At 62.3% G+C, this 20,600-nt stretch carries 15 protein-coding genes and 1 pseudogene; 8 read left to right on the forward strand and 8 right to left on the reverse strand.

Annotated elements, in window-relative coordinates; genetic code table 11:
* Positions 1-8 precede the first annotated feature (8 nt).
* Genes ABE463_RS12870 through ABE463_RS12880 form a run of 3 tightly spaced genes read left to right on the forward strand, consistent with a single transcriptional unit; the run spans position 9 to position 3,201 of the window.
* Positions 9-1,052: a DUF1611 domain-containing protein gene (locus ABE463_RS12870; protein WP_259261056.1), complete on the forward strand. Its 1,044-nt coding sequence runs from the start codon at positions 9-11 to the stop codon at positions 1,050-1,052.
* Positions 1,049-2,053 (forward strand): class A beta-lactamase, encoded by a 1,005-nt coding sequence (gene bla / locus ABE463_RS12875; RefSeq protein WP_259261057.1) that lies wholly within the window; start codon positions 1,049-1,051, stop codon positions 2,051-2,053. Before ABE463_RS12870 ends, bla begins: the two co-directional genes overlap by 4 nt.
* Positions 2,050-3,201, forward strand: a complete 1,152-nt coding sequence (locus tag ABE463_RS12880; protein ID WP_346468436.1) for a hypothetical protein — start codon at positions 2,050-2,052, stop codon at positions 3,199-3,201. Before bla ends, ABE463_RS12880 begins: the two co-directional genes overlap by 4 nt.
* On the opposite strand, the gene ABE463_RS12885 is transcribed toward ABE463_RS12880, so the two are convergent.
* Positions 3,171-4,082: a LysR substrate-binding domain-containing protein gene (locus ABE463_RS12885; RefSeq protein WP_176989816.1), complete on the reverse strand. Its 912-nt coding sequence runs from the start codon at positions 4,080-4,082 to the stop codon at positions 3,171-3,173. The genes ABE463_RS12880 and ABE463_RS12885 overlap by 31 nt on opposite strands.
* A gap of 262 nt (positions 4,083-4,344) precedes the next feature.
* Between ABE463_RS12885 and ABE463_RS12890 the strand changes: the two genes are divergently transcribed.
* The 5 genes and pseudogenes from ABE463_RS12890 (at position 4,345) to ABE463_RS12910 (ending at position 10,707) form a co-directional block, all read left to right on the forward strand.
* On the forward strand, positions 4,345-5,595 hold the full coding sequence (locus ABE463_RS12890; RefSeq protein ID WP_346468437.1) for a 3-methyl-2-oxobutanoate dehydrogenase (2-methylpropanoyl-transferring) subunit alpha: 1,251 nt from the start codon (positions 4,345-4,347) through the stop codon (positions 5,593-5,595).
* A gap of 4 nt (positions 5,596-5,599) precedes the next feature.
* Positions 5,600-6,643 (forward strand): alpha-ketoacid dehydrogenase subunit beta, encoded by a 1,044-nt coding sequence (locus ABE463_RS12895; RefSeq protein ID WP_123729076.1) that lies wholly within the window; start codon positions 5,600-5,602, stop codon positions 6,641-6,643.
* A gap of 3 nt (positions 6,644-6,646) precedes the next feature.
* Positions 6,647-7,990, forward strand: coding sequence for a dihydrolipoamide acetyltransferase family protein (locus ABE463_RS12900; protein ID WP_346468438.1), 1,344 nt, complete (start codon positions 6,647-6,649; stop codon positions 7,988-7,990).
* Between the two features lie 3 nt (positions 7,991-7,993).
* A complete protein-coding gene (gene lpdA / locus ABE463_RS12905; RefSeq protein ID WP_346468439.1) occupies positions 7,994-9,400 on the forward strand; it encodes a dihydrolipoyl dehydrogenase in 1,407 nt (468 codons plus the stop codon).
* Positions 9,401-9,582: 182 nt separating this feature from the next.
* A pseudogene (locus ABE463_RS12910) lies at positions 9,583-10,707 on the forward strand (IS3 family transposase).
* A 239-nt stretch (positions 10,708-10,946) separates the two neighbouring features.
* On the opposite strand, the gene ABE463_RS12915 reads toward ABE463_RS12910, so the two are convergent.
* The 7 genes from ABE463_RS12915 to folD all read right to left on the reverse strand — a co-directional run bounded on the left by ABE463_RS12915 (position 10,947) and on the right by folD (position 20,463).
* Positions 10,947-13,262 (reverse strand): AAA family ATPase, encoded by a 2,316-nt coding sequence (locus ABE463_RS12915; protein ID WP_346468440.1) that lies wholly within the window; start codon positions 13,260-13,262, stop codon positions 10,947-10,949.
* A 193-nt stretch (positions 13,263-13,455) separates the two neighbouring features.
* The gene (locus ABE463_RS12920) at positions 13,456-13,893 is read right to left on the reverse strand and encodes a hypothetical protein (RefSeq protein ID WP_346468441.1); all 438 of its coding nucleotides are present in this window, start codon (positions 13,891-13,893) and stop codon (positions 13,456-13,458) included.
* A gap of 596 nt (positions 13,894-14,489) precedes the next feature.
* Positions 14,490-14,744 carry a hypothetical protein gene (locus ABE463_RS12925; protein ID WP_346468442.1) on the reverse strand — a complete coding sequence of 85 codons (255 nt, stop codon included), beginning with the start codon at positions 14,742-14,744 and terminating at the stop codon, positions 14,490-14,492.
* A gap of 589 nt (positions 14,745-15,333) precedes the next feature.
* The gene (locus ABE463_RS12930; protein WP_346468443.1) at positions 15,334-15,975 is read right to left on the reverse strand and encodes a hypothetical protein; all 642 of its coding nucleotides are present in this window, start codon (positions 15,973-15,975) and stop codon (positions 15,334-15,336) included.
* 203 nt (positions 15,976-16,178) lie between these two features.
* On the reverse strand, positions 16,179-17,744 hold the full coding sequence (gene guaA, locus ABE463_RS12935) for a glutamine-hydrolyzing GMP synthase (protein WP_346468444.1): 1,566 nt from the start codon (positions 17,742-17,744) through the stop codon (positions 16,179-16,181).
* A 111-nt stretch (positions 17,745-17,855) separates the two neighbouring features.
* Positions 17,856-19,313, reverse strand: a complete 1,458-nt coding sequence (gene guaB, locus ABE463_RS12940; protein ID WP_123729717.1) for an IMP dehydrogenase — start codon at positions 19,311-19,313, stop codon at positions 17,856-17,858.
* A gap of 268 nt (positions 19,314-19,581) precedes the next feature.
* Positions 19,582-20,463: a bifunctional methylenetetrahydrofolate dehydrogenase/methenyltetrahydrofolate cyclohydrolase FolD gene (gene folD / locus ABE463_RS12945; RefSeq protein WP_346468445.1), complete on the reverse strand. Its 882-nt coding sequence runs from the start codon at positions 20,461-20,463 to the stop codon at positions 19,582-19,584.
* Between the last annotated feature and the right edge of the window lie 137 nt (positions 20,464-20,600).

The following is a 20,600-nucleotide window of genomic DNA, read 5'->3' on the forward strand; positions in this document are numbered from 1 at the left end:
ATTCCGTCATGACGTCGACCCCGACCGCTGAAGTGCTCGCACTTGCCGCTCTCCCCCAGCCCTACCTGCTGTTCCTGGGTGATACCACCGAAGCGGGCTTCGCCAAGACCGCGATCGGCCTGAAAGACTGGGCGCCGGAGGTGTGCGTCGCCGAGTGGAGCCTGCCCGGCTGCCCGATCACCACGGGCCTGCCGAGCATGACGCCGGCACAGGCGCGTGCCGCCGGTGCGCGTGCGATGGTGATCGGCGTGGCCAACGGGGGCGGCGTGATTCCTGCGCAGTGGCTGCCGGCGCTGGTCGAGGCGCTGGAGGAAGGCCTGGACCTGATCAGCGGCATGCACCACAAGCTCGGTGATATCCCGGAACTGGCCGCCGCCGCCGAACGCACCGGTCGCCAGCTGATCAACGTGCGCGTGCCGCCCCGTGGCATTCCGGTCGGCAATGGCCGCAAGCGCACCGGCAAGCGCGTGCTGACTGTCGGCACCGACTGTGCGCTGGGCAAGAAGTACACCGCGCTGGCCCTGGTCCGCGGTCTTCGCGAACGTGGTGTGGATGCCGACTTCCGCGCCAGCGGCCAGACCGGCATCCTGATCGCCGGCAGCGGCATTCCGATGGACGCGGTGGTCGCCGACTTCTCGGCCGGCGCCGCCGAACTGCTCAGCCCGGATGCGGCCGCCGATCACTGGGATGTCATCGAAGGCCAGGGCTCGCTGTTCCACCCTGCCTACGCGGGCGTCAGCCTCGGCCTGCTGCATGGCAGCCAGCCGGACGTGTTCGTGGTCTGCCACCAGCCGGGGCGCCAGCATGTGCTCGGTTACCCCGACTACCCGCTGCCCTCCATCGAAGACGTGATCGCGTTGACCGTGCAGCTGGGCCGCCGCACCAATCCGGATATCCGCTGTGTCGGCGTCAGCCTCAACACCCACGGCATGACCGCCGAAGCGGCATCGGCCGCCTGTGCCGAGGTCAGCGCGCGTCTTGGTCTGCCTGCGGCCGACCCGATGCGGCAAGATGGGGAATTCAATCGTCTGCTGGAGGCCTGCATCGCATGAAGATGACATCCCGTACCTTGAGCCTGTGCGTTGTGGCACTGCTGGGCCTGAGCCCGCTGGCCGCCTTCAGCGCCAGCAAGGCCAGTCCGGTTGAAACCGAAGTCGCACGGCTGGCCACGCTGGTCGACGGCAAGGTCGGTGTCTCGGCGTGGCGCCTGGATGGCAAGGGCGCGCAGGTCCATCTGAATCCGGACGAAGGCTTCCCGATGGCCAGCACGTTCAAGGTCGCCGTCGCGGCGGTGATCCTGAGCAAGGTGGATGCCGGCGAGCTGGCACTGACCACGATGGTGCCGGTGCCGAAAACGTTCTACGTCGATTCGGAAGTGATCGCGGACCGTTTCATCCATGACGGCGTCAGTCTCTCGGTGCACAACCTGCTTGAAGTCATGCTGACCCAGAGCGACAACACCGCTACCGACGTACTGGTGGCGCAGGCCGGTGGGCCGGCCGGCGTCACCGCCTGGCTGCGCGCGCAGGGCATTGAAGGCCAGCGCCTGGATCGCAACACGCGCCAGCTGCTGAGCGACATCTTCGGCCTGGGCGATGAACCGCTGACCAAGGAGCGCGTCGCCGAGCTGACCCTCGATCCGGAGGTGGTCAAGCGCACGAAATCCGGCAACGAGGCGTTCGACAAGGATCCACGCGACACCTCCACGCCGCGTGCGATGTCCACCCTGCTGACCAGGCTGTTCACCGGCAAGGCGCTGAGCCCGGCCAGCACCGAGGTGCTAGTGCAGATCATGGAACGCTGCCGCACCTGCAGCGCACGCCTGCGCGGCAGCCTGCCGCCGGGCACCAAAGTGGCCGACAAGAGCGGCACCGTGGCCGGCACCGTCAACGATGTGGGCGTGGTCACCCTGCCCGATGGCAGCCAGTTCGCGATCTCCGTGTTCGTCAAAGCCAGCAATGCCCCGCGCAGCGAACGTGAGCGGGTGATCGCCGAGATCGCGCGTACCGTGCGCGACTTCTACCTGCTGCAGCCCACGGCCGCCCGCAAGTGACCGCCGCCGCCAGCCGGTTCCAGCGGTATCTGTTGCCCGGTCTGGCGTTCAAGTCCGCCGTGATCGGCGGCGGATACGCCACCGGCCGTGAGCTGGCGGAGTTTTTCCTGCCATCGGGCCCCTGGGGCGGCCTGGCGGCGATGGTGTTGTCGATGCTGATCTGGAGCGTGATCTGCATCCTGACGTTCCTGTTGGCACGGGCGATCCGTGCCAACGACTACCGCACCTTCTTCCGGCATCTGCTCGGCCGCGGCTGGTGGACGTTCGAAGTGGCCTACCTGGCGCTGATCGTGGTGGTGCTGGCCGTGTTCGGCGCGGCCGCCGGCGAACTGGCCGCGACCATGTTCGGCTGGCCTCGGATCGTCGGCACGCTGGTGCTGGTGGCGATCATCACCGGCGTGGTGCAGGCCGGGACCAACGCCGTCGAACGCATGTTCAAGTTGATGTCCGCCTTCATGTACCTGGTCTACGCGATCGCTGCGTGCCTGATCCTGTACCGCTTCGGTGGCGGCGCGATGGCGCAGCTCTCCAACACCCATGAACTGGGCAAGGACTGGGTGCTCAACGGCGTGACCTACGCCGGTTACAACATGTTCGCCGCGGTCTCGATCCTGCTGGTCGTGCGGCACCTGCTGTGCCGCCGCGAAGCGGTGATTGCCGGTGCGCTGGCCGGCCCCTTGGCAATCCTGCCGGCGATCGTGTTCTACGTCTGCATGATCGCGTTCCTGCCGGACATCGCCGATGCCCCGCTGCCGTCCGACCTCATGCTCGGCCAGCTCGGCCTGCCGTGGTTCCAGTGGCTGTTCCGGCTGATGATCATGGTGGCGCTGGTGGAAACCGGGGTCACGCTGATGGCCTCGGTGGATGGCCGCATCAGCGTCAACTGGGCAGAACGCACCGGTGCCGCACCGAAGCGCGGGGTACGCGTGGCGATCATCGTGGCGATCCTGCTGATGGCCGTGTTCATGGCCGATGGCATCGGCCTGGTGGCGCTGATCGCGAAGGGCTACCGGCTGCTGGCCTATGCCATCCTGGCCACCTACGTGGTGCCGTTGCTGGCCTATTCGGCGTGGCAGTTCTGGTCACGCCGCGGGCAGGCGTTCGAGGTCATTGCCACTCAGCCGCCACAGGCGAAAACCAGGAACTGATGCAGTGCACGTGCCGGCGCGGACAGGTCTTCGTCCGGACGCCAGACCAGGCCGACCTCCATCGGCGGCACCGCATCGGTGAGGGTGCGCACGTCGATCCGGCGCCCCTCCAGCGACCAGGGGCGGTAGACCATGTCCGACAGGATGCTGACCCCGAATCCGTAGGCGACCATGCCGCGCAGCGCTTCCAGCGACGAGGTCCGGAACACGACGTTGGGTTCGCGCCCGACCGAGCGCCAGTAGCGCATCGCCGACTCCTGCCCTTCGTCGACCATCAGCATGATGTACGGATACGGCTCGACATCGGCCGGGCTGATCACCGGCAGCTGCAGCAGCGGATGCGACTCGGCCAACCACAGTTGGCGGCGGGAGCGGATCAGTACCTGCCGCCGCAGCACGTAGGGCTCGGCCATGTTGGAAATGATGCACAAGCCGAAGTCGAGGTCGCCGCTGCTGACGCCCTGCTCGATCGCGGCGCGGTCCATGTCGACCAGATCCACTTCCACCTGCGGGTAGGAGCGCTTGAAGCGCGCCAGCAGGCTCGGCAGGAAGTAGCCCAGCACCGTGTAGGAGGCGCCGATCCTCACCCGCCCCGGCAAGGTGTTGGCCAGGAACATCGGCTCGCTGAGCGCGTCCTGCAACGTATCCAGGATGTGCCGTACATGCTGGTGGAAGCGGTGCCCCTCGGCGGTGAGCCCGACCCCGTGCGGCATGCGATCGAACAGCTTCAGCCCCAACGAGGCTTCCAGCTGGGCGACCGCGGTGGTGATGACCGATTGGGAGACGTGCAGCTTGCGCGCGGCCTGCGAGAACTGCCCCAATTCGGCCGCTTCGGCAAAGTAACGCAGCTGGCGCAGGGTCATGTTGGCGGGGATTTGCATGCACGGGCTCCCACGGAACGAAGATATCTGAATAAACAATACCTCATACGCAATTAAACAAATTTACGATGAGCCGCTGTGCCTCTAGACTTCACATCGGGTGCAATGCGCCATGGCCCCAGCCGCCTTGCAAGCGCTGGTCCTTACCCGCTTCGCGACGAGATCCAGCCCGGATATCGGCGCGTCAACATCGCCATTACCGTTGCCCCCCGCCGGCGGTATGCCTGTAGCTTCATGACCCAAGCCCAGCGAGGCCCCTGACATGTCATCACCCCAGATTCCCGCCACGAGTGAACCGTTGCGTTTGCACGTGCCCGAGCCCAGCGCCCGTCCCGGCCAGGCCACCGACTTTTCCTATCTGAAGCTGAGCCCCGCCGGCGCGGTCGACAAGCCGCGCGTGGACGTGAGCGCCAGCCAGACCGCGCCGATGACCGGCCAGCTGATCCGCGTGCTGGATGACAACGGCGACGCCGTGGGCCCCTGGGCTGCCGACATCGACGACGCGGTGCTGCTGCGTGCGATGCACGCCATGCTCAAGACGCGCGCCTACGACGCCCGCCTGCTGATCGCCCAGCGCCAGAAGAAGACCTCGTTCTACATCCAGTGCCTGGGTGAAGAAGCGATCGCGGTCGGCCAGACCCTGGCGCTGCGCGATGACGACATGCAGTTCCCGACCTACCGCCAGCAGGGCATCCTGATCACCAAGCAGGTCTCGCTGGTCGACATGATCTGCCAGGTGCTGTCCAACGCGGCCGACCCGCTGAAGGGCCGCCAGCTGCCGATCATGTACTCGTACAAGGACTACGGCTTCTTCTCGATTTCCGGCAACCTGACCACCCAGTACATCCAGGCCGTGGGCTGGGCGATGGCCTCGGCGATCAAGGGCGACACCCGCATCGCCACCGCCTGGGTGGGGGATGGCGCGACCGCCGAAGGCGACTTCCACGCCGCGCTGACCTTCGCGCACGTGTACCGCGCACCGGTCGTGCTCAACGTGGTCAACAACCAGTGGGCGATTTCCACCTTCCAGGCCATCGCCGGCGGTGAGAACACCACCTTCGCCGCGCGCGGCGTGGGCTACGGCATTCCGTCGCTGCGTGTGGACGGCAACGATCTTCTGGCGGTGTACGCCGCCTCGCGCTGGGCCGCCGAACGCGCCCGCAGCAACCTCGGCCCGACCCTGATCGAGTGGGTCACCTACCGCGCCGGGCCGCATTCGACCTCGGATGATCCGTCCAAGTACCGCCCCGCCGATGATGCCCAGCAGTTCCCGCTCGGCGATCCGATCGACCGCCTGAAGCAGCACCTGATCAAGCGCGGCCTGTGGAGCGAACAGCAGCACGACGAACTGCGCACCGAACTGGATGCCGAGATCCTGCGTGCCCTCAAGGAAGCCGAGACCCACGGGTTGCTCGGCAGCGACAACCGTCCCGGCGCGGCCCTCATGTTCGAAGACGTCTACAAGGACATGCCCGAACACCTCCGTCGCCAGCGTCAGCAGTTGGGAGTCTGAACACATGAGCGGGATTGAACAGAACAACACCGGCGGCACGCCGATGACCATGATCCAGGCGCTGCGCTCGGCGATGGACGTGATGCTGGAACGCGACGACAACGTGGTGGTCTTCGGCCAGGACGTGGGCTACTTCGGCGGCGTGTTCCGCTGCACCGACGGCCTGCAGACCAAGTACGGCAAGCAGCGCGTGTTCGATGCGCCGATTTCCGAGAACGGCATCGCCGGCGCGGCGATCGGCATGGCTGCTTACGGCCTGCGCCCGGTCGCCGAGATCCAGTTCGCCGATTACATCTACCCGGCCTACGACCAGATCGTGTCCGAAGCGGCGCGCATGCGCTATCGCTCCGGCGGCAGCTTCACCTCCTCGCTGGTGTTCCGCACCCCGTGCGGCGGTGGCATCTACGGCGGCCAGACCCACAGCCAGAGCCCGGAGGCGATCTTCGCGCACGCCACCGGCCTGCGCACGGTCATGCCGTCCAACCCGTACGACGCCAAGGGCCTGCTGATCGCCTCGATCGAGAACGACGATCCGGTGATCTTCCTGGAGCCCAAGCGCCTGTACAACGGCCCGTTCGACGGTCACCACGACCGCCCGGTCACCGCGTGGTCCAAGTACCCGGACAACCTGGTGCCGGAGGGCTACTACAACGTGCCGCTGGACAAGGCCGCCATCGCCCGCGAAGGCAAGGCACTGACGATCATCACCTACGGCACCACCGTGTGGGTGGCCAAGGCCGCCGCTGAAGATGCCGGGATCGATGCCGAAGTGATCGACCTGCGCAGCCTGTGGCCGCTGGATCTGGAGGCCATCGTCAACTCGGTCAAGAAGACCGGCCGCTGCATCGTGCTGCACGAAGCCACCCGCACCTGCGGCTTCGGCGCCGAACTGGTCGCGCTGGTGCAGGAGCACTGCTTCTACCACCTGCAGGCACCGGTGGAACGCGTTACCGGCTGGGACACCCCGTATCCGCACGCGCAGGAATGGGATTACTTCCCGGGTCCGTCCCGGGTCATCGATGCAATGCAGCGCGTGCTGGAGGACTGAACCATGGGACATCACGTCATCAAGATGCCGGACATCGGTGAAGGTATCGCCGAAGTCGAACTGATCACCTGGAAGGTCGAGGTCGGTGGCCCAGTCGCCGAAGACCAGGTCGTGGCCGAGGTCATGACCGACAAGGCCATGGTCGAGATCCCCTCGCCCGTGTCAGGCACCGTGGTCTCGCTGGGCGGCACGCCCGGCCAGATGATGGCCGTCGGCAGCGAGCTGATCCGCCTGGAAGTGGAAGGCGCCGGCAATGCCAGCGCCGCCAGTGCCCCGGCCGCTGTCGTGCCGGCCGAACCGGTGGCTGCGCCCAAGGCGGCTGCGCCTGCTGCTGTACCTGCGGCCGCCGCCGAGGCTGCACCAGCCGCGGCGCCCGCCAAGGTCGCCGCTGCCTCCGCCCCCGCCTGCGCCGCCAAGCAGGACGCGCGTGGCGCGGTCACCAATGGCGTACTCAACGCCGGTGAAGCCCCGCTGGCCTCGCCGGCCGTGCGTCGCCGCGCCTGGGACCTGGGCATCGAGCTGCGCTATGTGCCGGCCACCGGCCCGGGCGGCCGCATCCTGCAGGCCGATCTGGATGCCTACGCCGCCGCCGGTGGCAAGGCGCAGCCGGTCGGTGGCAGTGCCGGCGGCAGCAGCTACGCGCGCCGTACCGGCGAGCAGCAGGTGCCGATCATCGGCCTGCGCCGCAAGATCGCGCAGAAGATGCAGCAGTCCTGGACGACCATTCCGCACATCACCTATGTGGAAGAAATCGACGTCACGGAAGTGGAGGCCCTGCGCGCCAAGCTCAACGAGCGCTGGGCCAAGGAGCGCGGCAAGCTGACCCTGCTGCCGCTGCTGGCACGCGCCGTGGTGCTGGCCGCACGCGACTTCCCGCAGATGAACGCCCGGTATGATGACCAGGCCAACATCGTGACCCGCTATGAAGGCGTGCAGCTGGGCATCGCGACCCAGAGCGAGGTCGGCCTGTCGGTGCCGGTGGTCGCGCATGCCGAGTCGCTGGACCTGTGGCAGACCGCCACCGAAATCGCGCGCCTGGCCAACGCCGTGCGCGTGGGCAAGGCCACCCGTGAGGAACTGTCCGGCTCGACCATCACCATCAGCAGCCTCGGTGCCGTTGGCGGCGTGGTCTCCACGCCAATCATCAATCATCCGGAAGTGGCGATCGTCGGCGTGAACCGCATCATCGAACGCCCGATGTTCCGCGAGGGCCAGGTGGTGGCGCGCAAGCTGATGAATCTGTCGTCTTCGTTCGACCATCGCATTGTCGATGGCATGGATGCGGCCGAGTTCGTGCAGGCGATCCGTACACGCCTGGAAACCCCGGCCCTGCTGTTCGTGGAGTAAGCGATGTCCAATACCCTTCAAACCCAGTTGCTGATCATCGGCGGCGGTCCCGGCGGTTACATCGCCGGCATCCGCGCCGGCCAGCTCGGCGTCAAGACCATCGTGGTCGAGGGCGTCAATCCGGGTGGCACCTGCCTCAACATCGGCTGCATTCCGTCCAAGGCGCTGATCCATGCCGCCGAGGAATTCGCCAAGGTCACCGCCTATGCGGCGGGCACCTCGCCGCTGGGCATCAGCGTGCAGGCCCCCTCGCTGGATCTGGCCAAGACCGTCGCGTGGAAGGCCGGCATCGTCAAGAAGCTGACCGGTGGCGTCAGTGCACTGCTGAAGAAGAACGGCGCGCAGCTGATCAAGGGCTGGGCCACCATCGTCGACGGCAAGACCGTCGAGATCGCCGGTGCGGCGGAAGACGGCGGCACGCTGCGCATCACCTGCGAGCACCTGCTGCTGGCCACCGGTTCGGTGCCGGTCGAACTGCCGTTCCTGCCGTTCGGCGGCAAGGTCATCTCCTCCACCGAAGCCCTCTCGCCGACCTCGCTGCCCAAGCAGCTGATCGTCGTCGGTGGCGGCTACATCGGCCTGGAGCTGGGCACGGTGTACCGCAAGCTCGGCTGCGAAGTGACGGTGGTGGAGGCCCAGGAACGCATCCTGCCGGCCTACGACGCCGAACTGACCAAGCCGGTGGCCACGCACCTGGAGAAGTCCGGCGTGAAGCTGCTGACCGGCCACAGCGTGCTTGGCCTGGCCGACAACGGCCAGCTGCGCGTGCGCGACAAGGACGGTAACGAAATCGCGCTGGACGCCGACCAGATCCTGGTCGCCGTCGGCCGTCGCCCGAAGACCGACGGTTTCAATCTGGAATCGCTGCAGCTGGATCTGGCCGGCAAGGCGATCAAGATCGACGACCAGTGCAAGACCTCGATGCGCAACGTGTGGGCGATCGGCGATGTCGCCGGTGAGCCGATGCTCGCGCACCGGGCGATGGCGCAGGGCGAACTGGTGGCCGAGATCGTCAGCGGCAAGAAGCGCCACTTCGTGCCGGCCGCGATTCCGGCGGTGTGCTTCACCGACCCGGAAATCGTGGTGGTCGGGCTGTCGCCGGACGAAGCCAAGGCACAGGGCATCGAGACCAAGGTCGCGCTGTTCCCGTTCGCGGCCAATGGCCGTGCGATGTCGCTGGAATCCACCGATGGCTTCGTGCGCGTTGTCGCACGCGGCAGCGACCACCGCATCCTCGGCTGGCAGGCCGTGGGCGTGCAGGTCTCGGAACTGTCGATCGCCTTCGTGCAGTCGATCGAGATGGGTGCCACGCTGGAGGATATCGCCGGGACGATTCACCCGCACCCGACGCTGGGTGAGGCGGTGCAGGAAGCGGCACTGCGTGCGTTGGGGCATGCGTTGCATATCTGAGGGTGTGCGGGTTTGATGGATGACGAACGGCCCGCTTTGCGGGCCGTTCGTTTTTGGGGTGAGCGCTGCGGCGCGCGCGGCACCGACCTGTGCCACCTGGCGCGATTGACCTCCTCCCAATAATTTAAACCAGCCAGAACTAGAAAATTCGGCGACACCCAGGCCCAAGGACGCCCGTCGCCATGAAGAAGTCGAAGTTCACTGAAGAGCAGATCGCGTTCGCCCTGAAACAAGCCGAGAGCGGCACGACTGTCGAAGAGATTTGCACCAAAAATGGGTATCAGCCAAGCTACGTTCTACGCTTGGCGCAAAAAGTTCGGCGGGTTAGGCGTCTCCGAACTACGCCGGCTACGTCAGCTTGAAGAAGAGAACCGCAAGCTCAAGCAATTGGTCGCCGATTTGAGCCTGGACAAAGTCATGCTGCAGGATGTGCTCTCAAAAAAGCTCTGACACCCACGCAGCGTAAGACGCTCGTCGGCCACTTGGTCAACCGTTATCGAGTTGGGGTTCGCCGGGCTTGCGAGGTCTTAAAGCAAAGCTGTTCGGCGTGGTATTACCAACCCCGTGAGAATGATGATGCGCCACTACTTCTGCGGATCGAAGAGGTTGCTGCCACGCGGGTTCGCTACGATTTCTGGAGAATATTCGTGCTGTTGCGTCGGGAACGCCGGAAGGCCAACAACAAGCGCGTCTAACGGCTTTACTGCCAAGCGGGCCTCAATCTGCGGAGTAAGCTTCCTCGCAGACGCAAGGCCGCAGCACACCGCGTGGAGCGCACGATGCTGACGGCTCCAAATCAGGTTTGGAGCATGGATTTTGTGGCCGACGCGCTATTCGACGGACGCCGCTTCCGGGCGCTGACCTTTGTGGACAACTTCACCAAGGAAAGTCTAGCCATCGAAGTGAATCAGCACCTCAAGGGCGAAGACGTGGTTGCCATGATGGAACGCCTACGCCATCAGTGCGAGCTGCCGCAACGCATCCAGACAGACAACGGCAGCGAATTCGTCTCGATCGTGATGGATCGCTGAGCCTACGCCAATGGGGTGACCATGGACTACTACCGACCTGGCACACCGACAGACAACCCCTTCATCGAGTCGTTCGATGGCAGCTTGCGGGACGAGTGTCTCACCACGCACTGGTTCCTGTCGCTCGATGACGCCCGCCAGAAGATCGAAAGCTGGAGGGTCGATTAAAGTAATTTCCGGACGCACTCATCAATCGGCGATGATCCACCAGCCGAGTTTGCCGCCCAATTCACGTCCCCACCCAACGCCGAACTTTCCACCTCTGCTCGGGCATAACGCGGGGAGGAGGTCACGTTAACGGAAGGCTGTGGACGCACCTCGTATCTGCATCTAAATAATGGCTCCAGCCGGGGACTGAAAATGGGTGAAATGGAAAATTAATCCACCCCTCTTCTCGTTACACAGGTTTTACCTGACGCATTTCGAGCCGCACCACCCTTGCGACGAGAGGATTGGGCGAATAGTCGAAGAGACGGCGCACTCGCCACATTACGAATGCCCGCCCCATGCCGACTTTACTTACTCATAGCCCGGTAGTGCTCCGCATACCCACACTCTTCAAAAATTAACCTAAGGCCTTCTTTGAATACATTATGATCAAATTCCTTTATGTCAAAAATGTTTTGACCCAAGGAGTGTGACTCTCGATTCATGTACCTGTAGAACGCCGTGAACTTATCACCTGACAGGGCTGGCTTCTGGAAAACGTTATTGAAATCTTTCTTTTGAACAAAATTGAAGAAATATTCGACAATGTTCCGCATGCAGTTAGCAATCAGCGCAGGCGGTGATGCCTGGTCCTTTATGATTGACCAATAGGACTGGTAGTCATTCTGGATCTCCTCATACTTCATTGGAATTACAGCGCTTCCATTTGTATTTTTGAACACCCTGAATAGGTGCTGTGTCTCCGCGCGCTTCTCACTACTAGTGTGCGTCAGCTCGTAGAAGAAATACAGGCTATGGGTGAGAACAAACACCTGCGCGTACATTTTATCGTTAATGAAATATTTCTTTATTAGCTGACCAATGTTGAACACGTAGAGGTGAGAAAGGCTGGAAATGGGATCATCAATCACAACCACTTTCGGCTGAGGCACCGCAGCGGCCGTTTTCTGCCCTTTGCATAGCTCCATGAAGTATAGAAAACTAATAACGGTTTTCTCCCCCTCGCTCAGCGAGTGAAATGCATTCGCTTGATCGGCAGCCCTGGATATCCGATAGAAATTCTCACCGTATGGCACCACAGAAAATCCATCGATGCCAATTTCCACCAGCCCAGCGTTTATATTTTCAATTGACTCTTCGATGTTGACCGTTTGCTTTCTGAGAGCAGCAAGCTTGCCGTTAGAGGCTGTGACATCAGCGCCGATTCTGGTGGCTTCTTGGCTTATTTTGCTGGCCTCACCCTTGAGATCTAAAGTTAATTGCGAGTAGGCAGAAATCGTCTGATCATAATCCCAGCGCATCAACGCCCAAAAGCGCGACCTTATGTCATCCCGAGTCTTTTTCTTGTTCGCCATCCTGTCGTTATGTGTCTCAATCAGCACATTCAGATCGGCGATCAAATCATTGATCACATCGACGGCGGACTGGGTATCGGTGAGGACAACTTGCGTGCTTGGGCTTTTGATCTTGTTGCCAATATGCAGAATGTTTTCGCGGACTGACGCTTTCAAAGCCTCACTGGCTATGTTCCAAGCCTCCACAAGTTTTTTGCTGGCAAGCGGGGAGTTTGAAATATCTTGGAGAGTCATGCCGGAGGTTAGTGCCTCATAGCGGATCTTGAATGACTCCAATTTCTTAACATCTTGCTCATAGTCTTCGTCGAAGACTTGGCGGATGGAATAGATGATATTTTTAGTGATCGTTTCTTTCTGACAGAAAGGACAGGCCTGAGGATCCTTATCATCTGAAATGTATTGGAGCCCTTGCTTCACCCAGTCAGAGTTGCGCGTTTTAGCAATAAACTCTGCAACTGAACCTTCTTGGCTGCCGACAATGATTTTCGACCAGATGGAATCCGCTTCAATGGTCAGCCAGCCAGCCGAAAGGGTTGGAATTCTCGTGTATGTAGCTGCACCCTCGCCTTCAATGGACGACGCCTCAGACTTCAGGTCATCTATGGTGTAGCTAGGTGCATCTTCCGAAAGAGGCAACCCAATAATATAGTGGAAGAGAAGTTCTGTTCTTTTGAGGCTTTCCAGGCAAAACTCCAGAACGCGATCCCCACCTGTGAATTTCGTCTTGATCTCCCAGACCTTTCCGCTTGCCTTTGTCTTTTCTTGATCGAGCTTGGCCGTGTTCTCACTGGCCCGCTTTGAATTCTCTTGCTGGGCGGTCAGATACTTCTCTAGCTCTTTCGTCTCGGCTTCAATTTGCTGGAGCGCCACCTTGTTCTCTTTGGAGAGGGTGAAAATCCCTCTTAAATTATCCTCTTCGTAAAAGTAGTCGTTGAGGAAGCTTTGGTTGTACACCAAGATTTCACATGGCTGACTGGTTTTCAGACTGCATTTATCAAACCGAGGCTCGGTATGATTGTACAAAAACTGGGAGATGGTGCTCTTACCTGCCCCATTTAGCCCATAGATTAGAGACGTCTTGTTCGTGGGCGAGAGAGTAGACTTGCATTTGTAACTCGTGACGCCATCTATGCTCAATTCCGTGATCATAAACTGACTCCTGAGTGCTAAGTGGCTTTGCGCCATCTCTATTGACGAAGAGAAGCATAGGCGATCCAAGAGCGGCCTGCTACACCGACCTTGCTCGCTTCCTGTCAACGATGAAAAAACTGCTCGGGAATATTCCCGATCCCTGCATGCTGGGCGCATCTATCCTGACTATGAAGACTGCTCTTGTCCGATTTGTGCCTGTCGCGACCGACAGTTATGGGTCGAATGAGAACGTTAGCACCAGACCGGTCGCCTAGGTGGACCTGATGTCCGCTTTCGGCCAGAAGCGGACATCAACGCCTGAGTTGACCCGACCCGCGAAGCGGGGTCGGCTTGAATGAATTGTTAGGCCTCATCCGCCTTTACTGACGGTAAGGTCCACCATATTTCCACGTGTTCCCAACAAATCTACGTAATAGGTGCCAGAGAGGCCAGCCACGGTAAGCCTTTGTCCTACCCGCACCTTCTTGAAGGATTGCGTTTCTGAGCCTAGGGTGACAGAAAGCGCTGCAGAGTCGTCTAGAACACTGGCAATGTGGATGATGACGTGCCCATCCGAACTCGTTACGGAGTTGCCCGCCCGTACGCCTGTCTCAGGGATGACCACGGGAGACGGTGCTTGGGATGTCGGCCTGGCTTGTGCATCTTGCAAAGCCTTCTCAAGGCGCGATATCTCGAAGTCTCTTGGTGCGACCATTACATTCTGTGCAAGTAGCCAAGTGCCTCCTGCAACAGCCGAGCAGAGAATGAAAAGTGAAACAGGCCACAGCTTCTTGAATCGATCGATCATCGTGATTCTTCCCATGAGGCCAGACGCCTGAGTTAAGCCGACCGGGCGAAGCCGGTTCGGCTTGAATGAATTGTTAGGCCGAGGTGCCAGCAGAACGACAGCCGAGAAGGCCTGCATGCCTGCCATGCGCACGGCCAACCCCCTGCACGACCCACCGCTTGCCCGATGGCCTGGACGATACGAGGCCGCACACGACCTGCCCATTGCAACGCCCTTGCTAAAAGCCATAGTCGCACCCCTGCGACCAAACACCTATGGTCTAACTGCCTAATAGACGGACCCCGGGGTCCAGTCATACGACTTATCCACAGAGGGCCTTGGCCGGTCACATCCCCTTAATTCGGCTTGATCTTAGGGCGCCTGAACTAGGTCAACAAGTTGCAAAGACGGAAGCCAGCTATATGCTGTTTTCAGCTCGGTTAGAGATCTCCCGGCCTGCGCCAATCGACATGGATGTCTCTATCGCAGGCCGGCGAAGGTCCGCTTCGGGTCGGATGCTGCCATAGCGAGACGACTGCCGCTTTCGGCCACAACTGGCCGCCTACGCTAGCAACCACAGTGCACAAAACCTTGGGCGATTCAATTTGAATAAACTGTCATGCCCCAACTTTTGATTGAAGACGGGTGATGTGATCGAAGGCAGCAAGCTTCGCCTCAGCTTGAGACTTGTAGTTGCGGCGGGCGTGTAGGACAGTTGAGTTATCCAGTGCCGCCAAGGTACAGGCCCAATCTTCGCCACGCGGGTAAACGGTAATGCGGAATCCATCCGAAGTGATATGCGGATTGCCCTTTTCCGAAACTTTCCAAGCACGCGACGTCCAACGCTTGCGCTTTTCTGCGCGGCTTTTCATAGAGGCTTCACGGGCACGTGAGGCCGCTACATCGCCCTCCATGTGACCGGCACATACACACCCAACCTCGAGAACGTTCGGGTAATCTGGGTGCTCCATGTGATGGACGTAGCGAATAGTCTGCGACTCGCACATCTTGCAATCGATCTGCGGCTTTCCCAGATCCTCAATATCTACGCAAGTCCAGCCGCGATGCGGCACTCCGGCTACAGACCACTTGCCTCGCCTATGCGCGACTAGCTCTTCTTCAGTGGGAGGCTTAGTTACTGCCATGGGCCTGACTACCTGATAGCCGGATCCTAGGGTCCGGTCATATGACTTATTCACAGCGCACCTTGTGGCAGGCTATGCCCCTGTTACCACTCGATCTTATGTCCGGTGCGTCCGGCTATCAAGCACATGCATAACTGCCCCCCCCCTCCAAAGGGTGGGAGCGAGCCCTCCTGCGGAGTCCGCCTGAGTGTCGAAAGTGGACGTTAGCATCGCTTGGGCCGGAAGCTGGCCCAGTGTCCGCTTTCGGCCAGAAGCGGACATTGATCAACACCTGAATTAAGCCGCGCCGCGAAGCGGCGGCGGCTTGAATAAGTTGTTAGCGCGCACTTGTGGCCGCCCCCTGAAGTCGCTCCAGCTTTCTCAGCTTATGGACCAAGAGCCTTGCTCCACTCTCGTCCACGAAATCTTCATACATGACAGTGCTTTCTCGAAAATGCAGATCCAATCGATTCAAGACGGCTCTTAGTGCAGCAAGCATCTCCTCTACCAATGCCCTGCTAATGCCGCTCAGAGGATCGGAATTGCGATCACTGAGGTAGTCGTGATCCTGATGAGCGATGCGCTTATTTCGATGCTCGCGGGCGAACTCCGCTGCAACTAATGCCTTGTCACAGAGATTCTGCACCTCGCCCTGCAGCTCTGTATTGGAGATTAGCGGAAGCAGAGACTGGATCGTAAGATTCTTCTTCTTCCCTGTCGTCGGCGGGTCCGTCATCCGAGAGACACCCAATAGAACACTGTCCCACAGCTCGTCTTGAACGATTTTGAAGAACAGGCCAGAGGTCCGGTTAAGCAGGTGGACCGTGTCGGGGTCGCCGCCGAAAAGCTGGCGGTACTGTTGCCAAAGAACGTGAAGTTCTACGAGCTTTCGGTACAGCTCATAGAAGCTGGCCCCAAGCTCTTGTCCCATCGAGGAGGTGTACTCGCTACGGACTTCATTCATGGACCGAGTGACCATTGGTGTGCGCCCCAACTATCTATTAGTCGGACCCGTGGATCCGGTTATACGACGTATCCACAAAGCACCGCATGGTGGCTCCCCCGGATACAGCTCGATGTTAGGGCGGCTGGGTCGGGCTAACAAGCCAGCGTACCACCGGGCTAGCGCTAGCGGACACCACAAACAACAAGGGCGCCTTTCGGCGCCCTCGTTCTTTCAACTCATTCCCACTCGATCGTCGCCGGCGGCTTTCCCGAGATGTCATAAACAACCCGCGACACCCCCCGCAGCTCATTGATGATCCGATTACTCACCGTACCCAGGAAGTCATACGGCAGATGCGCCCAATGCGCGGTCATGAAGTCAATCGTCTCCACCGCACGCAGCGCGATCACCCACTCATACGCACGCGCGTCGCCCACCACGCCCACCGACTTCACCGGCAGGAACACGGCAAACGCCTGGCTGGTCTTGTCGTACAGATCGGCCTTGCGCAGTTCGTCGATGAAGATCGCATCGGCCTTGGCCAGCAGTTCGGCGTACTCACGCTTCACTTCGCCGAGGATGCGAACGCCCAGGCCCGGGCCCGGGAACGGATGACGGTAGACCATGCTGCGCGGCAGGCCGAGCTCGACGCCGAGGCGACGCACTTCGTCCTTGAACAGCTCACGCAGCGGCTCGACCAGGCCCAGCTTCATGTGCTCGGGCAGGCCGCCGACGTTGTGGTGGCTCTTGATCACGTGGGCCTTGCCGGTCTTGCTGCCGGCCGACTCGATCACGTCGGGGTAGATGGTGCCCTGCGCCAGCCACTTGGCGTTCTTCAGCTTGGTGGATTCTTCATCGAAGATGTCAACGAACAGGTTGCCGATGATCTTGCGCTTGGCTTCCGGATCGCTCACGCCTTCGAGCTTGCTGAAATAGCGGTCCGCGGCATTCACGCGGATCACCTTGACGCCCATATGCTCGGCGAACATCGCCATCACCTGGTCGCCTTCCTGCCAGCGCAGCAGGCCGGTGTCGACGAACACGCAGGTCAGCTTGTCGCCGATCGCCTTGTGCAGCAGCGCGGCCACGACGGACGAATCGACGCCGCCGGACAGCCCCAGGATCACTTCGTCATCGCCCACCAGTTCGCGCACGCGGGCGATCTGGTCGTCGATGATGTTGGCGGCGGTCCACAGGGTCTCGCAGCCGCACACGTCCACCACGAAGCGGCGCAGCAGCGCCTGGCCCTGCAGCGTGTGGGTCACTTCCGGGTGGAACTGCACGCCGTACCAGCGCTTCTCTTCGTTGGCCATCGCGGCCACCGGGATGCGATCGGTCACGGCGGTGACAGTGAAGCCCGGGGGCGCGACGGAGACGTGGTCGCCGTGGCTCATCCAGACGTTCAACTTCGGCTCGCCACCGTGGTCGCTCAGGCCCTTGAACAGCGCATCCGGGGCGACGACGTTGACTTCGGCATGGCCGAACTCACGCTGGTCGGCCGCTTCGGTGGCGCCACCGAGCTGGGCGGCCAGGGTCTGCATGCCGTAGCAGATGCCGAAGATCGGCAGGCCGCTGTCGAACACTTCCTGCGGTGCGGCAGGCGCGTCCGGCAGCGTGGTCGATTCCGGGCCACCGGACAGGATGATGCCCTTGGCGCCGAACGCGGCGATGTCGGCCGGGTTGTGGTCCCATGCCCAGATCTCGCAGTACACGCCGAGCTCGCGGATGCGGCGCGCGATCAGCTGGGTGTACTGGGCGCCGAAATCGAGGATGAGGATCTTGTCGTTATGGATGTTGGTCATGGTGCCCGGGCAATGCAGGAGTAAATACGGGAAACACAGCGTCGTTACCGGCGGCCGATAGAGAAAGAGGAACGGGAATCAGCTTCCTCGTTCCTCTTTGCTCATGCCGCATCAGGCGCGGTAGTTCGGCGGCTCTTTGGTGATCTGCACGTCGTGGACGTGGCTCTCACGTTGGCCGGCGCCGCTGATCTTGACGAACTTCGGCTTGCTGCGCATGTCTTCGACGGTGCCGCAGCCCACGTAGCCCATGGTGGCGCGCAGGCCGCCCATCAGCTGGTGGATGATGCCGCCGACCGGGCCGCGATAAGGTACGCGGCCTTCAATGCCTTCGGGCACCAGCTTGTCGGCGCTGGAGGCGTCCTGGAAGTAGCGGTCCTTGGACCCCTTCTCCATCGCGGCCAGCGAGCCCATGCCGCGGTAGCTCTTGTAGGAGCGGCCCTGGAACAGCTCGGTCTCGCCGGGCGATTCCTCGGTGCCGGCCAGCAGGCCACCGATCATGATGGTGGAGGCACCGGCGGCCAGCGCCTTGCCGATGTCGCCGGAGTAACGGATGCCACCGTCGGCGATCAGCGGGATGCGGTCCTGCAGCGCCTCGGCGACCAGGTCGATCGCGGTGATCTGCGGCACGCCGACACCGGCGACGACGCGCGTGGTGCAGATCGAGCCCGGGCCGATGCCGACCTTGACCGCGTCCGCGCCGCTGTCCAGCAGCGCCAGTGCGGCTTCACCGGTGCAGATGTTGCCACCGACGACCTGCACCTGCGGGAAGTGCTTCTTGACCCAGCTGACGCGGTCCAGCACACCCTGCGAGTGGCCGTGCGCGGTGTCCACCACCAGCACGTCCACCCCGGCGGCGACCAGCGCCTCGACCCGACGGTCGGTATCACCACCGACGCCGACGGCCGCGCCGACCAGCAGGCGGGTGGCGGTGTCCTTGGCGGCGTTCGGGTAATCGGTGTTCTTCTGGATGTCCTTGACGGTGATCAGGCCGCGCAGGGCGAACTCATCGTTGACGACCAGGATCTTCTCGATGCGGTTGCGGTGCAGCAGCTGCAGCACTTCATCGGAGGCCGCGCCTTCCTTGACCGTGATCAGGCGATCTTTCTTGGTCATGATGTGGCGGACCGGATCGTCCAGCTCGGTCTCAAAGCGCATGTCACGGTGGGTGACGATGCCGACCAGCTGGCCGCCGCCGTCCACTACCGGCACGCCGGAGATGTTGCGCGCCTGGGTCAGGGCCAGCACGTCGCGGATGGTGGTTTCCGGGCCGACGGTGATCGGGTCGCGGATGACGCCGGCCTCGAACTTCTTGACCTTGGCGACTTCGGCAGCCTGCTGCTCGACGCTCAGATTCTTGTGGATGATGCCCATGCCGCCGAGCTGGGCCATGGCGATGGCCAGGCGGGCTTCGGTGACGGTATCCATGGCAGCCGAAAGGATCGGAAGCTTCAGCCGCAGGTCGCGCGTCAGGCGCGTTTCCAGACTGACATCCTTGGGCAGGATGATGGAATGAGCGGGGACGAGGGAGACGTCGTCGTAGGTGAGAGCTTCAGCCTGGATGCGCAGCATCGGCATACCCGAGATGTGGGGAAGCGCGACATTTTACCCTGATTCGGGCGTCTTTGGCAGGGGGCGGATGCGACGCTGTGTCGCGTGGGCAAAGACCGGTTCAGGACGGTGGAAGGCGACCGATGAATCCGCCAAAGCCAACCCGCGGTAGTGCCGGCCGCTGGCCGGCTCCTCATGACCCTTCGGCGGCGCTACGGGGTTGCCGGCCAGCGGCCGGCACTACAGGGCAGCTTTACGGGCTGCCGACCAGCGGCCGGCACTACCCGGGTCAAAACGCCTCGGCTGCCTCGATGGTGTTCTGCATCAACGTGGCCACGGTCATCGGCCCTACCCCGCCCGGGACCGGGGTGATCCAACTGGCACGCTGGGCGGCGGCCTCGAAGCCGACATCGCCGACCAGACGGCCGTCATCCAGGCGGTTGATGCCCACGTCGATCACCACGGCGCCGGGCTTGACCCACTCCCCCGGTACGATGCCCGGGCGACCCACGGCGACCACCAGGATGTCGGCGTTGCGCACCGACTGCTCCAGCACGTCCTTGGGGGTGAACTTGTGGCAGCTGGTCACGGTGCAGCCGGCGATCAGCAGCTCCAGGCCCATCGGGCGGCCAACGTGGTTGCTGACGCCAACGATGGTGGCATTGCGACCGCGCACCGGCTGATCGGTGTGGCCCAGCAGGGTCACGATGCCGCGCGGGGTGCACGGGCGCAGACCGAACTCACGCAGGGCCAGATGGCCGACGTTTTCCGGGTGGAAGCCGTCCACGTCCTTGCGCGGGTCGATGCGGTGGATCAGGCGGTTGGCATCTGGAATGCCCGGCAGCGGCAGCTGGACCAGGATGCCGTGAATCTTCGGATCGGCGTTGAGCTGATCGATCAACGTCAGCAACTCGGCCTCGGTGGTCCCGGCCGGCAGATCGTAATCGAAAGCTTCGATACCCACTTTCTCCGCCGCACGGCGCTTGTTGCGCACGTACACGGTCGAGGCCGGGTCGCCACCGACCAGCACCACGGCCAGGCCCGGACGGCTGCCACCGGCAGCCAGGCGGGCATCGACCCGGACCTTGAGGCTGTCCAGCAGGTCTTCGGCGATGCGGCGGCCGTCGAGAATGCGGGCGGAAGAAGCGGTGTCGGGGGTCGGTGAGCTCATCGAGGGCGGCAGGCGTGGGGGCGACGGTCGGCTATTGTCCCTGATTCGGCCCGTGGCGGACACCGGTAGTGCCGGGCGCCGGGGGGGACCCCCCCCCCCCCCGGCGCCCGCCCCCCGGGGGACGCCCGCCCCCCGCC

This window comes from Stenotrophomonas sp. TWI819, assembly GCF_039673075.1.
Classification (GTDB): Bacteria; Pseudomonadota; Gammaproteobacteria; order Xanthomonadales; family Xanthomonadaceae; genus Stenotrophomonas; species Stenotrophomonas rhizophila_B.

What these genes read in the sequence shown, in the direction of transcription:
- ABE463_RS12885 (WP_176989816.1), bottom strand. Translation starts at nt 4,082, where the DNA reads ATGCAAATCCCCGCCAACATGACCCTGCGCCAGCTGCGTTACTTTGCC.
- guaB (WP_123729717.1), bottom strand. Translation starts at nt 19,313, where the DNA reads ATGCTGCGCATCCAGGCTGAAGCTCTCACCTACGACGACGTCTCCCTC.
- ABE463_RS12870 (WP_259261056.1), top strand. Translation starts at nt 9, where the DNA reads ATGACGTCGACCCCGACCGCTGAAGTGCTCGCACTTGCCGCTCTCCCC.
- ABE463_RS12900 (WP_346468438.1), top strand. Translation starts at nt 6,647, where the DNA reads ATGGGACATCACGTCATCAAGATGCCGGACATCGGTGAAGGTATCGCC.
- ABE463_RS12925 (WP_346468442.1), bottom strand. Translation starts at nt 14,744, where the DNA reads ATGAAAAGCCGCGCAGAAAAGCGCAAGCGTTGGACGTCGCGTGCTTGG.
- guaA (WP_346468444.1), bottom strand. Translation starts at nt 17,744, where the DNA reads ATGACCAACATCCATAACGACAAGATCCTCATCCTCGATTTCGGCGCC.
- ABE463_RS12930 (WP_346468443.1), bottom strand. Translation starts at nt 15,975, where the DNA reads ATGGTCACTCGGTCCATGAATGAAGTCCGTAGCGAGTACACCTCCTCG.
- ABE463_RS12890 (WP_346468437.1), top strand. Translation starts at nt 4,345, where the DNA reads ATGTCATCACCCCAGATTCCCGCCACGAGTGAACCGTTGCGTTTGCAC.
- lpdA (WP_346468439.1), top strand. Translation starts at nt 7,994, where the DNA reads ATGTCCAATACCCTTCAAACCCAGTTGCTGATCATCGGCGGCGGTCCC.
- ABE463_RS12895 (WP_123729076.1), top strand. Translation starts at nt 5,600, where the DNA reads ATGAGCGGGATTGAACAGAACAACACCGGCGGCACGCCGATGACCATG.
- ABE463_RS12915 (WP_346468440.1), bottom strand. Translation starts at nt 13,262, where the DNA reads ATGCGCCCAGCATGCAGGGATCGGGAATATTCCCGAGCAGTTTTTTCA.
- ABE463_RS12920 (WP_346468441.1), bottom strand. Translation starts at nt 13,893, where the DNA reads ATGATCGATCGATTCAAGAAGCTGTGGCCTGTTTCACTTTTCATTCTC.
- bla (WP_259261057.1), top strand. Translation starts at nt 1,049, where the DNA reads ATGAAGATGACATCCCGTACCTTGAGCCTGTGCGTTGTGGCACTGCTG.
- folD (WP_346468445.1), bottom strand. Translation starts at nt 20,463, where the DNA reads ATGAGCTCACCGACCCCCGACACCGCTTCTTCCGCCCGCATTCTCGAC.